The sequence below is a fragment of the Neobacillus niacini genome (genome assembly GCF_031457145.1).
GTDB lineage: Bacteria > Bacillota > Bacilli > Bacillales > Cytobacillaceae > Neobacillus > Neobacillus niacini_J.
Window position 1 is genome coordinate 188,991 of the sequence record NZ_JAVDVZ010000008.1, and the last position, 13,921, is coordinate 202,911.

At 38.5% G+C, this 13,921-nt stretch carries 15 protein-coding genes and 4 tRNA genes; 2 read left to right on the forward strand and 17 right to left on the reverse strand.

All coding sequences use genetic code 11. The annotated features are described in order from the left end of the window. Positions 1 to 3 precede the first annotated feature (3 nt). From yycF to J2Y03_RS18975, 7 genes are all read right to left on the reverse strand, one after another. The gene (gene yycF / locus J2Y03_RS18945; protein WP_132087346.1) at positions 4 to 714 is read right to left on the reverse strand and encodes a response regulator YycF; all 711 of its coding nucleotides are present in this window, start codon (positions 712 to 714) and stop codon (positions 4 to 6) included. A gap of 164 nt (positions 715 to 878) precedes the next feature. Continuing rightward, the gene (locus J2Y03_RS18950) at positions 879 to 2,336 is read right to left on the reverse strand and encodes a M23 family metallopeptidase (protein ID WP_310196804.1); all 1,458 of its coding nucleotides are present in this window, start codon (positions 2,334 to 2,336) and stop codon (positions 879 to 881) included. Between the two features lie 391 nt (positions 2,337 to 2,727). Further along, positions 2,728 to 2,800: transfer RNA gene (locus J2Y03_RS18955), tRNA-Phe, on the reverse strand. Positions 2,801 to 2,808: 8 nt separating this feature from the next. After that, positions 2,809 to 2,885: transfer RNA gene (locus J2Y03_RS18960), tRNA-Asp, on the reverse strand. A 69-nt stretch (positions 2,886 to 2,954) separates the two neighbouring features. Next, a tRNA-Glu gene (locus tag J2Y03_RS18965) sits at positions 2,955 to 3,026 on the reverse strand. Between the two features lie 63 nt (positions 3,027 to 3,089). Further along, positions 3,090 to 3,165 (reverse strand) — tRNA-Lys (locus J2Y03_RS18970). Positions 3,166 to 3,434: 269 nt separating this feature from the next. Next, positions 3,435 to 4,727 (reverse strand): adenylosuccinate synthase, encoded by a 1,293-nt coding sequence (locus J2Y03_RS18975; protein WP_132087340.1) that lies wholly within the window; start codon positions 4,725 to 4,727, stop codon positions 3,435 to 3,437. A gap of 212 nt (positions 4,728 to 4,939) precedes the next feature. Here J2Y03_RS18975 and J2Y03_RS18980 point away from each other — a divergent pair, with 212 nt between their 5' ends. After that, positions 4,940 to 5,842 (forward strand): nuclease-related domain-containing protein, encoded by a 903-nt coding sequence (locus tag J2Y03_RS18980; protein WP_310196808.1) that lies wholly within the window; start codon positions 4,940 to 4,942, stop codon positions 5,840 to 5,842. Between the two features lie 32 nt (positions 5,843 to 5,874). Here J2Y03_RS18980 and J2Y03_RS18985 read toward each other — a convergent pair whose 3' ends face one another. The 3 genes from J2Y03_RS18985 to dnaB are packed head-to-tail and all read right to left on the reverse strand — an operon-like array spanning position 5,875 to position 7,578. Then, on the reverse strand, positions 5,875 to 6,033 hold the full coding sequence (locus tag J2Y03_RS18985) for a hypothetical protein (protein ID WP_310196810.1): 159 nt from the start codon (positions 6,031 to 6,033) through the stop codon (positions 5,875 to 5,877). Further along, complete coding sequence (locus tag J2Y03_RS18990; protein ID WP_310196815.1) at positions 6,012 to 6,191, reverse strand: hypothetical protein; 180 nt, start codon at positions 6,189 to 6,191, stop codon at positions 6,012 to 6,014. The genes J2Y03_RS18985 and J2Y03_RS18990 overlap by 22 nt, the downstream gene beginning before the upstream one ends. Positions 6,192 to 6,228: 37 nt before the next feature. Further along, positions 6,229 to 7,578, reverse strand: coding sequence for a replicative DNA helicase (gene dnaB, locus J2Y03_RS18995; protein WP_132087332.1), 1,350 nt, complete (start codon positions 7,576 to 7,578; stop codon positions 6,229 to 6,231). 90 nt (positions 7,579 to 7,668) lie between these two features. Between dnaB and J2Y03_RS19000 the strand changes: the two genes are divergently transcribed. Continuing rightward, a complete protein-coding gene (locus J2Y03_RS19000) occupies positions 7,669 to 7,878 on the forward strand; it encodes a hypothetical protein (RefSeq protein WP_310196819.1) in 210 nt (69 codons plus the stop codon). 28 nt (positions 7,879 to 7,906) lie between these two features. On the opposite strand, the gene rplI is transcribed toward J2Y03_RS19000, so the two are convergent. The 7 genes from rplI to ychF form a co-directional block, all read right to left on the reverse strand. Further along, positions 7,907 to 8,356, reverse strand: coding sequence for a 50S ribosomal protein L9 (gene rplI, locus J2Y03_RS19005; protein WP_132087329.1), 450 nt, complete (start codon positions 8,354 to 8,356; stop codon positions 7,907 to 7,909). Next, on the reverse strand, positions 8,353 to 10,326 hold the full coding sequence (locus J2Y03_RS19010; RefSeq protein ID WP_132087326.1) for a DHH family phosphoesterase: 1,974 nt from the start codon (positions 10,324 to 10,326) through the stop codon (positions 8,353 to 8,355). The genes rplI and J2Y03_RS19010 overlap by 4 nt, the downstream gene beginning before the upstream one ends. A 23-nt stretch (positions 10,327 to 10,349) precedes the next feature. Then, positions 10,350 to 11,297, reverse strand: a complete 948-nt coding sequence (locus J2Y03_RS19015; RefSeq protein WP_310196823.1) for a YybS family protein — start codon at positions 11,295 to 11,297, stop codon at positions 10,350 to 10,352. A 126-nt stretch (positions 11,298 to 11,423) separates the two neighbouring features. Continuing rightward, positions 11,424 to 11,663: a 30S ribosomal protein S18 gene (gene rpsR, locus J2Y03_RS19020; RefSeq protein WP_132087320.1), complete on the reverse strand. Its 240-nt coding sequence runs from the start codon at positions 11,661 to 11,663 to the stop codon at positions 11,424 to 11,426. Positions 11,664 to 11,718: 55 nt separating this feature from the next. Further along, a complete protein-coding gene (gene ssb / locus J2Y03_RS19025; protein WP_132087317.1) occupies positions 11,719 to 12,255 on the reverse strand; it encodes a single-stranded DNA-binding protein in 537 nt (178 codons plus the stop codon). Between the two features lie 66 nt (positions 12,256 to 12,321). After that, positions 12,322 to 12,609, reverse strand: a complete 288-nt coding sequence (gene rpsF, locus J2Y03_RS19030) for a 30S ribosomal protein S6 (RefSeq protein ID WP_132087314.1) — start codon at positions 12,607 to 12,609, stop codon at positions 12,322 to 12,324. 177 nt (positions 12,610 to 12,786) lie between these two features. Then, the gene (gene ychF, locus J2Y03_RS19035) at positions 12,787 to 13,887 is read right to left on the reverse strand and encodes a redox-regulated ATPase YchF (protein WP_132087311.1); all 1,101 of its coding nucleotides are present in this window, start codon (positions 13,885 to 13,887) and stop codon (positions 12,787 to 12,789) included. Between the last annotated feature and the right edge of the window lie 34 nt (positions 13,888 to 13,921).

Consider the following 13,921-nt stretch of genomic DNA (forward strand, 5'->3'; position numbering starts at 1 on the left):
GCATTACTCCTGATCTGGGTTTCGTAAATAGTATCCCACTCCTCTACGCGTGACGATCCACGTAGGGTGGCTTGGACTATCTTCAATTTTTTCACGTAAACGGCGAACCGTTACATCTACTGTACGAACATCACCAAAATAATCATAGCCCCAAACGGTTTGCAACAGGTGTTCTCTTGTCATTACCTGTCCGATATGTTTAGCCAAATAAAAGAGCAGTTCAAATTCACGGTGCGTTAATTCAATCGTCTCACCACGTTTTGAAACCACATAAGCATTTGGATGGATCGTAAGCGAGCCAATTTCAATTTCGTTTGTTTCAACTTCCTCATCTGTTTGAGAGACGACAACTTGATGTCGGCGCAGGTTTGCTTTCACTCTCGCAATTAATTCTCTTGTACTGAAAGGCTTCGTCACATAATCGTCTGCACCAAGTTCAAGTCCTAATACCTTATCTATTTCAGAATCTTTAGCCGTCAACATAATAATCGGCATATCATATTTCTTGCGGACTTCTCGGCAAACTTCCATTCCATCCATTAATGGCAGCATGATATCCAAGAGAATTAAGTCTGGCTGTACTTCTTCTACCATTGCGATGGCTTCATTTCCATCATAAGCACTGTAAACATCGTAACCCTCTTTTTTTAAGTTAAACTGCAAAATATCCGCAATCGGTTTTTCATCATCTACAACAAGAATTTTCTTTTCCATCCCATTGCTCCTTTTGTTTTATAAAATATCTATCAATAAATACTTAATCGGCATTTCTACTCTAGTTTACTTTACCATGGATTCCTCAGTAATTCACGTATTAGTAGTATTTGACAAAGAAGGAGCCTCTAGTACGGACTAGAGACTCCTTTGAAAAAGTGACATTATTTCAAATAATTGGAAGGGTTTTGGAGAGATCCATTTTTATATACTTCAAAATGTAAATGTACTCCGGTTGAGTTTCCTGTTGAACCCATTACCCCAATGGCAGATCCTTGTGAAACAGTTTGACCAACACTAACATCGATGGATGCAAGGTGCGCATATACAGTACGTAAGCCATTTTGGTGATCAATAACAATTTTGTTACCATAACCGCCATCCATGCCAGCTGATACTACCTTACCATTATCTGCTGCCTTAATCGTTCTGTTGCTTGGTCTTGCGATATCAATACCTTTGTGACTTTTACCCCATCTCATGCCTTGCTGACTGGAAACATAGCCTCCAGACGTTGGCCATGCAAGGTTACCACTTCCACGTGATGGGATAACCTTTGTTCCTTTAACAACTATATGATTAACTGGCTGTGAAAGTACAACCTCACTTGTTACTACGCTGCTTGTTGTTGTTCCATTTTGTGTTGAAGTTAGATAATTAACCGAACGTTCGCCATCTTTTCCTTCTTGCTGAACTTTTGTTTCGCCTTTTGGCATAGAAGCATCATCGACTGTTTCATTGGCAAACGGGATAGCTTCTTTTTGGTTAAATTCTTTATCAACAATAATTTCAAAATATGGTTTTAGCGCTGTAACATTGACCTCTTGACCAATTTTTACTACAGAGTCTTCAGTAAGTCCAGGATTTAATGCAATAAAGTCTACTAATTTTAAACCATGATTATTGGCAATTGTTCCAAGAACATCTCCTTCTTGGACTACATATTTCTTTTCTTCTAACGTACCCTTTTGTAAAAAGGTAACAGCTTCTTCAACTGACATAATTTTATCAGGAGTAACTTTTTCTATATCAAATGAAACATTTTTAGATGCTCTTACGTCTAATATACGAGTTTCATTTTCAGCTAGTGGTGGAAGTTCTGCTGTTGGTACTGCCTTTCTAGCTTCTACTTCATCTAGTTGTGCTTGAGTTACATAGGCAAGTTTAAGTCTATTCATTACCTCTTCAGCAGTTTCTTGGTTTTCTAAGAAAACAATTGGCTTCTCATCAATAATAATGGCAGAGGCTTCTGCTTGAAGCTGGATCGTACTTTCAAGATTTTTTACCGTTTCACTATTATTTGCTGTTGAATTAAAAACCTGTTCTTTTATGTACTCAATATTTGATCCAAATTTTAAGTCCATATCCTTCATGGAATCTTTAAATATGTCTTCTTTTTCTTTGACGATTTTTTCAACAACCTCTTTATCAGAAACAGTACCTATATATTGTTGGTTATGGTATACATGGTAAACGGTTGTGAATTTGATTGAAGCAGCAGCACTTCCTGAAATGGTGCTAAATAATAGTGCTGAAGCCGCGAACGCTGTCATAACAGCAGTTTTTAAAGATTGTTTTTTCTCTAATTTACTTGATTTACTTCCTTTATTAAAAAATAACATTGGAATCCTCCTAAATTACGGAAACAACTCTCTTAATCTAGTGCTTTATAACCACAAAAGAAATTTCCCTCTTTTTCTACTTTATAACTTTAACATAATTCCGAAACAAATAACGATTAGTCTTGATAATGTAACAAAATTGTATAAAACCTGACATTTTACTACAATGGCAGGTGTTGGATATCGAGGAATTTCATGTGCTATTCTCCCTATATTTGTAGGTGAAAGTTATTATATCAACGGTTATAGCAGGTATTAGAATATGACTACATTTTACAAAACGAGACAAACCCCGCTAATTACGTGTAAATATTTGGATATTTTTTTACAATAATATTACATTTGTTACAAACAAAAAAGAAGCTTACAATTTGTAAGCTTCTTTTTTATATGGCGCAGGACGGAATCGAACCGCCGACACAAGGATTTTCAGTCCTTTGCTCTACCGACTGAGCTACTGAGCCACAAATTATGGCGGTCTGGACGGGACTCGAACCCGCGACCTCCTGCGTGACAGGCAGGCATTCTAACCAACTGAACTACCAGACCATTTTTTTGATATTGATCGTTAGCAAGGAGACCGGACTTGCCAATCACTTGCCAACAATCAAATGCCAATGACCCCTACGGGATTCGAACCCGTGTTACCTCCGTGAAAGGGAGGTGTCTTAACCACTTGACCAAGGGGCCATATTTTAAAAAAGTTATTTTGCTTTCGCAGGTTGAAAGTTATTTTGCTAGCGCAAAAAACTATGGTGAGCCATGAAGGATTCGAACCTTCGACCCTCTGATTAAAAGTCAGATGCTCTACCAACTGAGCTAATGGCTCTTACTATTAATTGTTTCCTAAACTCATTTTAGCGTTGTCAGATGTTCCGTTTACCTTTTTTCAAAACGTAAACTCCACAACTCGCAGAATTTTCAAGAAGCGCTGCTCGTTGCTCTACCAACTGAGCTAATGGCTCAAACTAAATGTTTGTTTGTTTCGTTTGTGACGACGCTTTTTATAATAGCATGGCTTGTATCTATTGTGCAATACTTTTTTAAAAAAAGTTTTAATTAATTGAAAAGCCCCCAAAGTTGAGGGCTTTAATCTGTTTAAATTTGTCTCCAAGGACTACGGACTACATTTGTTTGATTTCTATCTGGCCCTACTGAGAAAGTAGTTAATGGAATACCAGTAAGTTGGGTCACCCGTTCCACATAATGGCGAGCATTCACAGGTAATTCATCTAACGACTTAACGCCTGTAATATCCTCAGTCCAGCCAGGAAGTTCTTCGTAAACAGGCTCACACTGTGCTAGTACCTTTAAGCTGGCAGGATACTCGGTAATTAATTCTCCATTATAGCTGTAAGCCGTACAAATCTTCAATGTTTCAATTCCTGATAAAACATCAATGGAATTAAGAGATAGATCTGTTAGACCGCTGACACGACGGGCATGGCGAACAACCACACTGTCAAACCAGCCAATACGACGTGGACGGCCGGTAGTGGTTCCGTATTCACGACCAACTTCACGGATTCGATTCCCAATTTCATCATGTAGTTCAGTTGGGAACGGACCGTCACCAACACGGGAGGTATAAGCTTTACAAACACCTACAACATGGGTGATTTTTGATGGACCAACGCCAGAACCAATTGTAACGCCGCCTGCAACTGGATTTGAAGAAGTTACAAATGGGTAAGTACCTTGGTCAATATCCAACATAACACCCTGTGCACCTTCAAATAAAACGCGTTTGCCATCATCCAATGCGTCATTTAAAACCACAGATGTATCACAAACATATTGCTTAATTTGCTGACCATATTCATAATACTCATCTAAGATTTCTTCTTTTGTAAAACCGGTTGTCTCATAAATACGTTCAAATAAACGATTTTTTTCAGCCAGGTTGCGTTCCAGCTTTTCTTCAAACACATCACGCTCTAGAAGGTCAGAAATTCTGATTCCAACACGCGCTGCCTTATCCATGTAAGCAGGGCCAATCCCTTTTTTAGTGGTTCCAATTTTATTGGCGCCCTTACTTTCTTCCTCGACAACATCAAGCTTCAAATGGTAAGGAAGGATAACATGTGCGCGATTACTGATACGAAGGTTATCCGTTGTAATTCCTTTTTCATGTAAATAAGCAAGTTCTGCAACAAGCGCTTTAGGATCTACAACCATCCCATTGCCAATTACACAAACTTTTTCTTTATAAAATATTCCAGAAGGAATTAAATGTAATTTGTATGTTTCTCCATTGAACTTGATGGTATGACCTGCGTTGTTTCCGCCCTGGTAACGAGCAATTGCCTCTGCATTTTCAGAAAGGAAATCTGTAATTTTACCCTTTCCTTCGTCTCCCCATTGTGTACCAACTACCACTACTGACGTCATATAGGCACCTCCAAATTAAATACACTTTTCTTTTTCCATACACAAGTTTAACAATTAATGCCGCTAAAAGTCAACAAAACCCGAACGTTTTATATTAACTTATTAAAATATGTTCGTAAAATATTAATTTATCAATCTAGCTTGTATTGGATGCTGATTTTCCATAAAATAGGTATTAGAGTTTTTTTAATATAATAATAGGGACGTGTTATATGATTTTTAGACCGCGGCCAGAAAAATTGGAATTAGTTCTTTTACGGTACTTACATTCACGAATGGTATTTAACGAAAGTCAAGCACTAATCTTCTTCACCATTGAAAAAGGATATGAGGGAGAGCTAAAATGTGATGCCTGGCTCAAAGGGTTAAGCGACGAGTGGCTGATCCTAAATGATTTATTATTTGACTATCATGGTTCACTCTTCCAAATTGACACCTTAATTATTGCTTATGAAAAAATATACTTGTTGGATGTTAAATACTTTGAAGGTGATCATACGATTAAAGAAGATAAGTGGTTTACTCCAACAGGAAAGCCTGAAAAGAACCCATTACACCAGCTGGAACGGTGTGAGACCTTATTTAAACAACTTCTAAATGAATTAGGATACAAAATATCGGTTGAATCCTATCTGATTTTCATCAATCCTGAGTTCCACTTATATCAAACCACAATCAATCCTGCAATTATTTTTCCATCGCAACTTAACCGCTTTTTGAAAAAGTTAAAAACTAAGCCAGTCCAGCTCAATAAAAGGCACTATGATTTGGCACAAGAACTAGTTGACCACCACATAGAGGAATCCCCTTATACACGATTACACAAATATAGCTATGAACAATTGAAAAAGGGTATAACCTGCGCGAACTGTAAGACCCTATTCTTAGACGATACATTGGTATGTAATAAATGTGGGTTTGTTGAGGATGTGGAAGCAGCCGTTTTGAGGAGCGTGAAGGAGTTTGCAATACTATTTCCTGATAAGCTGATTACTGTCGATTATATTTACGACTGGTGCGGTGGTCTTAAGTCAAAAAAGGCACTTCGGAGAGTCCTTTCTAAATACTTTGTTCTTGTAGGCAAAGCAAGGGCTTCTCATTACAAAGAGTCGTAAATCAAATGGGAAATGTACTTAAAGTTACCTTTTTATAGAACGACCAATTTAGTATCATTCCATTGTTTCTTCTTTTTAATAGTCCAAGGGAATGATTCTCCTAGTATCGTTCCCTCATCATCTCTTTTCTCCATTCCAAGGGAACAATTCTCCCAGTATTGTTCCCTCATCATCTCTTTTTTCCATTCCAAGGGGATGATTCTCCTAGTATCGTTCCCTTATCATCTCTTTTCTCCATTCCAAGGGAACGATTCTCCCGGTATCGTTCCCTCATCATCTCTTTTTTCCATTCCAAGGGAATGATTACCCCTCTATCAGACAAATAATCAATTAATCTACCAATCCACAAAAAAAGCCAGCCGAAAATCTCGACTGGCTCAAAAAATCTATGCACTTGGATCATACCGTGTCTCAAGATTCACGAACTTATTGTACTCTTTTACAAAGGCGAGTGCGACAGTGCCGGTTGGACCGTTACGCTGCTTGGCAATGATGATTTCAATGATGTTTTTATTCTCTGATTCTTTATCATAGTAATCATCACGGTATAAGAAGGCAACGATATCGGCATCCTGCTCAATCGAACCAGATTCACGAATATCGGACATCATCGGACGTTTGTCTTGGCGCTGTTCCACACCACGGGAAAGCTGAGAAAGAGCAATAACAGGGACCTTAAGCTCACGTGCTAATTGTTTTAGGGAACGAGAAATCTCCGAAACTTCCTGCTGACGGTTCTCGCCCGAGCGGCCGCTTCCCAGGATTAACTGCAAATAATCAATTAAAATCATGCCTAAACCATGCTCTTGCTGCAGACGGCGGCATTTTGAGCGGATATCACCGACTCTAACCCCAGGTGTATCATCGATAAAAATCCCTGAATTCGATAGACTTCCCATCGCCATCGTCAGCTTGCCCCAGTCATCATCCGTTAGGGAACCCGTACGCAGCCTTTGCGCATCAATATTTCCTTCCGAACATAGCATACGCATAACAAGCTGTTCAGCACCCATCTCGAGACTGAAAATCGCGACATTCTCACTTGTTTTTGTTGCAACATTGGCAGCAATATTCAAGGCAAAGGCCGTTTTACCCACGGAAGGACGGGCACCCACGATAATCAAATCATTGCGCTGGAACCCTGCTGTCATCCGATCCAATTCAGCAAATCCTGTTGAAATACCGGTAATATCCCCTACGCGGTTGTGCATTTCTTCAATATTGTCATACGTACGAACTAAAACATCCTTGATATTGTGAAAAGAACCAGCATTTTTCCGCTGAGCGACGGCAAGGATATTTTTTTCTGCTTCACTTAAAAGTGCTTCGACTTCATCTTCACGGGAATAGCCATCCGATGCAATCTCAGTTGCTGTTCGTATTAATCGTCTCAACAAAGACTTTTCTTCTACGATTCTCGCATAATATTCAATATTGGCAGCAGTCGGGACAGAACCAGCCAATTCACTAAGATAACTAACACCGCCAGTATCTTCAATTAGCTTCGCTGCTGCTAAGTCCTCCGTTACCGTTACAAGGTCAACTACCTTGCCTTCGTCACTCAACTTCAGCATAGCATTAAATATCTTTTGGTGTGAAGCACGATAGAAGTCTTCCGGTATCAAAACTTCAGAAGCCACTGTTAAAGAAGATGGCTCTAAAAAAATAGCACCTAATACGGCCTGTTCTGCTTCAATATTCTGCGGTGGCAGACGATCTGCATATAAATCATTCATCTATCAAAAACCTCCTATTAATGAAGAGGATCATTTATATATTTTAATAGTTTTAACACTACATACGTCCAAATTAAGGCTATTTTCGAAATGATTGTTGTTAAAATCTTAAAACCGATTTTAACGTGGAAAAAGTTATTTGGCGCTTTAGAATTTAGTTTGCAGGCTCTTTTCTTTCTATTTTCCTACGGAAACTTAGCAAAGTCATTAAATTTTGTTCCAAAAGCAACGTTTAAGAAAAGAGCCAGAATAAAGAAAAGTGACCAGTCAGAACCGATCACATCACTTTTTTTATTTTAACATGTTTATCTAAAATTTGAACTGGAAATTAATTTACTTCTTTTACATGAACTGTTAAAGAGGCTGTAACTTCATGATGCAGCTTAACCGGAACCTTAATGTGACCAAGCGTACGAATCGCATCAGCTAGTTCCATTTTACGTTTATCAATTTTAATTCCGTGTTTCTTTTGAAGTTCTTCGGCAATTTGCTTCGTTGTAATCGAGCCAAATAGACGACCACCTTCACCAGCTTTTGCCAATAACTCGACAGTTATTTTATCTAACTGTTCCCCAAGCTTTTTTGCTTCCTCAAGCTCTTCTGCAGCACGTTTGTCTTCCTTCTTCTTTTGGCCTTCGAGCGTGCTGATGTTTGTATTATTTGCTTCAATTGCCAGACCCTGCTTAATCAAGAAGTTATGTGCATAGCCATCAGCAACATTTTTCACTTCGCCTTTTTTTCCTTTTCCTTTAACATCTTTTAAAAAAATTACTTTCATTCTTTTTTCCCACCTTCAAAATAATCTTCAATTGCAAGCTTTAATTGTCCTTCTGCTTCTGTTACTGAGATGCCGGTTAGCTGAGTGGCTGCATTCGTCAAATGCCCGCCGCCCTGAAGCTTCTCCATTATCACTTGAACATTTACATTTCCAAGTGATCTGGCACTTATTCCAATAAGCCCCTCGCTTCGTTTTGCAATCACAAATGACGCCGCAACCCCATCCATAGTCAGGAGTGTATCTGCCGCCTGGGCAAGAAGTACTTGATCATGAAGTTCATTTTCATCGCCTTTTGCTATCGCAATACCATCGTGATAAAAAAGGACCGATTCAATTAATTTCGCTCTCTTTATATACGTATCCACGCTTTCTTTTAAAAACTTCTGAACAAGAATTGTATCTGCTCCTTGACCTCTTAAATAGGAAGCAGCATCAAAAGTTCTAGCGCCCGTTCTTAAGGTAAAACTTTTGGTATCCACCACAATTCCAGCTAAAAGAGCAGTTGCTTCTATCATTTCTATTTTACCTCGTTTTGGCTGGTATTCAAGAAATTCGGTTACAAGCTCCGCTGTTGATGAAGCATATGGTTCCATATAAACAAGTACCGGATTCTCAATAAATTCTTCCCCACGGCGATGATGGTCAATAACAACAACATTATCAATTTTATTAAGGAGGCGTTCTTCAATAACAAGGGCAGGTTTATGGGTATCCACAATAACCAATAGTGTTTTCTCAGTGGAAATTTCCAAGGCTTCTTCTGGACCAATAAAGCGAGAAAACAATTGCTCTTGATGACGGATTTCTCCCATTAGTCTATGAACGGCTCCATCCATTTCTTGAGGGTTCAACACTATGTAGGCGTCCTTTTGATTCATCTGAGCTACCTTGTAAATACCAATCGAAGACCCGATAGAATCCATATCAGGATTTTTATGCCCCATAATAATGACTTTATCACTTGCCGTAATTAAATCCTTTAATGCATGAGAAATGACACGAGCACGTACTCTTGTCCGTTTTTCAACCGGATTTGTTTTACCGCCAAAGAATTTAACTTTGCCATTTGGATGTTTGATTGCTACCTGATCGCCGCCTCTTCCTAATGCCAAATCCAGACTGGATTGTGCTAATACGCCTAATTCAGGCAGAGAAGGGGTTCCAGCACCTACACCAATACTGAGTGTGAAGGAGATATTTTGCTTAGATGTCATTTCTCTTACTTCATCTAGAACTGTAAATTTTCCTTTTTCGAGTAGCAGAAGAATGGCTTCATTAAAAACTGCGATAAAACGTTCTGATGAAATTCTTTTAAGAAAAATACCATTGTCCTGTGCCCATTTATTTAGGGTTGAAGTAACCATATTGTTAATGCTGCCACGCATTTGGTCATCCATACCTTGTGTTAATTCATCGTAATTATCTAAAAAGATAACCGCAATAACGGTCCTTTCATCATGGTACATTTGTTCAATTTCTTTTTGTTCTGTGACATCGAAGAAGTAAAGGAGTTTCTCCTCGCTTTTAAGAATCACTCGAAATTTCCGTTCGTGAAGGGTAATAATTTCTGTGCCAACTTCTTGTTTAATTAACGGAATCAACGTATCAGCTATTTCGTAGAGCGACTTTCCAATAAGGGTATCTTCATCAAAATAGGATGAAAGAAAAGGATTGGTCCACTCAATAAAATATTCATCATTGATGAGCATAATCCCAATCGGCATCTCCATCAGCGCTTCTTCGCCTACCCTTTTCACTCGGTATGAAAGGGTTGAGATGTAGTCCTCCATCTCTTTTCTTTGGCGCGAATCGATGACTATCATATAGTACAGCGGCGGGATGATAAGAAATAATCCCACCAAGCTTAGTATCCAATTATAGTAGGTCAGGACAATGAGCAGCACCACTGTAATGCCTATAAGCCCGTAAAAAGGATAACGAATCGAGCGTTTTTCAATAAATGCAGGCAATTTTTTCAGCTCCTAAACAGTAGTCATCTCTCTTTTTTAGTAAAGCCTTTTCGTAAATCAAAGCCTAAATCAATTATACCTAATATCCCTACAATATAAAGGAAAATTGGAATGAGGAAAGAGACAATCGCTATTGTAATAGAAATAGCCTTGGAAATGCCCTTTTTGTCAAAGTAATAAAATATAAATGTATATCCCTGCAAGACCATTAAGAATTGGAGAATATAGGTCATATTAATAATTGCCATATACCAGAAAGTGCCTTCTACAGGATTCATTAACATACTTAGAAGCAGGGTAAGAAGAAAATAATATAATAAACTTTTTGGCAACGAGATCTCTTTAAAACTTTTCCACTTCTCTACCTTAACCCCGAATCTCTTAATAATCGGAAACGATACAAGCTGGATAATGAATACGATGAAAAAGGAAGAGATAACAAATAAAGTCGGAATTAAGGTTTTAATAAGGGTCAATCCGTTATTAAATTGTTCCATTGCCTTTTCAGTGTTTTGTGCATTTCCAAAATTCTTTAGTAAATCAGCTGAAGTATTGAGTGATTCACGCATCATATCAAGCATTTCAGTAATCATATTCACATTAAATAGAACAATGCTTGTCACATAAATAATAATTAAATTTATTAAAAAGACAAGAGACCCACTGATGAATAAAACGCCCATATTCTTTTGCTTCTGAATTAAGTAACCAATTACGACGCCTGTTGTTCCATATGCCAGCGTTAATGGCAGCGACATAATCGTTCCTACAATAAACGAAAGTAGAAGGGAGGCAATAATAAAAACAAAAATACTTTTACCGTCATTTTTAGCTGCAAAAAGCATGAAAGGCACTGCTAAAAACAGATTTACGATCATCCCTAAAAATGGGACATAAATCGTAAGTAATAAAAGAACTGCAAAGGCTGCTAAAAGAATAGCGCCTTCTGTTAGTTTACGAACATTTTTCACTACTTCACCTCAATTATTTCAAAAGCCTATTCCTTAATTTTAGCTAGAAAAGCTCTGCTATTCAACAATTTAGCAAGATAAAAGAAAAAGACAGTAAGGGCACTCCCCCTACTGCCTTAAATCTCTTTATTCACCTGCAACGAATGGTAATAATGCCATTTGACGTGCACGTTTGATTGCAACTGTTAGTTTACGTTGATATTTAGCGCTTGTACCAGTTACACGACGTGGTAAAATCTTTCCACGCTCAGAGATAAACTTTTTAAGTAAATCTACATCTTTATAATCGATGCGAGTGATACCATTTGCTGTAAAATAGCACACTTTACGGCGCTTCGCGCGTCCGCCTTTACGTTGTCCTGCCATGAAAATTCCCTCCTTTATTAGTTCTTCTTTCATGAACGTTCATAAAAAGTTTACTTTAAAATGGTAAGTCATCATCGGAGATGTCAATCTGACCGTTGCCTGCGAACGGATCATCATCCACTTTAGTAAAACCTTTATTATTGTTATTATTGTTGTTGTTGTTTTGATACTGTCGTTGATTCTGATTGCCGCCGCCATAAGGATTACCCTGTGGTTCCCTTGGTGGAGCACCGAAATGATCATTGTCGCTTCTTCCGCCGCCACCAGAAGAGTTTTTAGGTTCTAGAAATTGGACACTTTCTGCCTGAACTTCTGTAACGTAAACACGCTTACCATCTTGTCCTTCATAGTTGCGGGTTTGAATACGGCCATCAACACCTGCAAGACTGCCTTTTTTCAAGAAGTTTGCCACATTTTCAGCAGGTTTTCGCCAAACAACACAATTTATAAAGTCTGCTTCACGCTCACCTGACTGACTAGAAAACGGACGGTTAACAGCTAAAGTAAAGGTAGCAACAGGAACCCCATTTGGTGTGTAGCGTAAATCAGGGTCTTTTGTTAAACGGCCAACAAGCACGACACGATTCATCATCAGAATCAACTCCTTTTCTTTGCGGAGAATGTTCCATGTGAAACATTCTGACCAAATATATTTATATTAAGCTTCTTCTTTAATTACTAAATGGCGAATGATATCTTCGCTGATTTTCGCAAGACGAGAAAATTCTTGTACCGCGTCAGCTGAAGATGTAGTTTTCACGATTTCGTAATATCCATCACGGAAATCGTTGATTTCGTAAGCTAAACGACGCTTACCCCAATCTTTTGTTTCAGCAGTTTCCGCACCGTTATCAAGAAGAATTGTATTGAAACGCTCAACAAGAGCTTTCTTTGATTCATCTTCAATATTTGGGCGGATGATGTACATGATTTCGTACTTTTTCATCACAGTCACCTCCTTTTGGTCTAAACGGCCCATTTTTGGGCAAGAAGCAATTATTCATTACTCACAAGTTAAAATTATAGCATAAGTGTGGGCGAAATGCAATGTTGTTTGCCATTTCTTGTTTTTATCCTTAAAAAAAATTATGCAAAAAGCCTTGCATACACAAGGCTCACGTTCTTATACATTAAAACGGAAGTGAATGACATCTCCATCTTTTACTAAATACTCTTTACCTTCTAAACGGACTTTTCCAGCTTCCTTTGCAGCATTATAGCTTCCAGCTGTTAATAAGTCTTCATAAGAGACCGTTTCGGCACGAATAAATCCGCGTTCAAAATCGGAATGAATAATTCCCGCACATTGTGGAGCTTTCATGCCATGTATAAACGTCCAAGCACGAACCTCCTGCACACCTGCTGTAAAATAAGTCGCTAATCCAAGCAAGTTATAAGCCGCACGAATTAATTGATCCAAACCTGATTCTTCAATTCCAAGTTCTTCAAGGAACATCTGCTTTTCTTCGCCTTCAAGTTCTGAAATTTCTTCTTCAATCTTTGCACATACCACGATTACTTCTGCATTATCTGCTGCCGCGAACTCACGAACCTTTTGTACATATTCGTTTGCAGATGGATCCGCCACATCATCCTCACCTACATTCGCCACATAAAGCACTGGCTTAATGGTTAAAAGGTGAAGCATTTTTGCAATTTTCAATTGTTCATCGGTAAATTCAACTGTACGTGCTGGCTTTTCTGCTTCAAAGGCGTCACGAAGCATAGAAAGCACTTCAAACTCAGCCGCCGCCTCTTTATCTTTTTGCTTAGCTAATTTTTCAACACGGCTAATCCGCTTTTCAACAGACTCCATATCAGCAAGAATTAACTCTAAGTTAATGACTTCAATATCGGAAATCGGATCCACTTTACCCGCTACGTGAGTGATATTGTCGTCTGCAAAGCAACGAACAACCTGGCAAATCGCATCCACTTGACGGATGTGTGATAGAAATTTGTTTCCAAGTCCTTCACCTTTACTTGCACCCTTTACAATTCCTGCAATATCCGTAAATTCAAATGCAGTGGGAACTGTCTTCTTCGGTTGAACTAATTCCGTTAATTTGTTTAGGCGGTCATCAGGAACTTCTACGATTCCTACGTTAGGATCAATCGTACAAAACGGGTAGTTCGCTGATTCAGCCCCAGCTTGTGTAATTGCGTTAAATAATGTAGACTTCCCCACATTCGGAAGTCCTACAATACCTGCTGTTAAAGCCATTAAATTCACTCCTCAAAATCAAATCTATTTTAAT

What these genes read in the sequence shown, in the direction of transcription:
- rplI (WP_132087329.1), bottom strand. Translation starts at nt 8,356, where the DNA reads ATGAAAGTAATTTTTTTAAAAGATGTTAAAGGAAAAGGAAAAAAAGGC.
- dnaB (WP_132087332.1), bottom strand. Translation starts at nt 7,578, where the DNA reads ATGAATGATTTATATGCAGATCGTCTGCCACCGCAGAATATTGAAGCA.
- rpsF (WP_132087314.1), bottom strand. Translation starts at nt 12,609, where the DNA reads ATGAAAAAGTACGAAATCATGTACATCATCCGCCCAAATATTGAAGAT.
- J2Y03_RS18950 (WP_310196804.1), bottom strand. Translation starts at nt 2,336, where the DNA reads ATGTTATTTTTTAATAAAGGAAGTAAATCAAGTAAATTAGAGAAAAAA.
- rpsR (WP_132087320.1), bottom strand. Translation starts at nt 11,663, where the DNA reads ATGGCAGGACAACGTAAAGGCGGACGCGCGAAGCGCCGTAAAGTGTGC.
- ychF (WP_132087311.1), bottom strand. Translation starts at nt 13,887, where the DNA reads ATGGCTTTAACAGCAGGTATTGTAGGACTTCCGAATGTGGGGAAGTCT.
- J2Y03_RS18975 (WP_132087340.1), bottom strand. Translation starts at nt 4,727, where the DNA reads ATGACGTCAGTAGTGGTAGTTGGTACACAATGGGGAGACGAAGGAAAG.
- yycF (WP_132087346.1), bottom strand. Translation starts at nt 714, where the DNA reads ATGGAAAAGAAAATTCTTGTTGTAGATGATGAAAAACCGATTGCGGAT.
- J2Y03_RS18980 (WP_310196808.1), top strand. Translation starts at nt 4,940, where the DNA reads ATGATTTTTAGACCGCGGCCAGAAAAATTGGAATTAGTTCTTTTACGG.
- J2Y03_RS19000 (WP_310196819.1), top strand. Translation starts at nt 7,669, where the DNA reads ATGATTGTTGTTAAAATCTTAAAACCGATTTTAACGTGGAAAAAGTTA.
- ssb (WP_132087317.1), bottom strand. Translation starts at nt 12,255, where the DNA reads ATGATGAATCGTGTCGTGCTTGTTGGCCGTTTAACAAAAGACCCTGAT.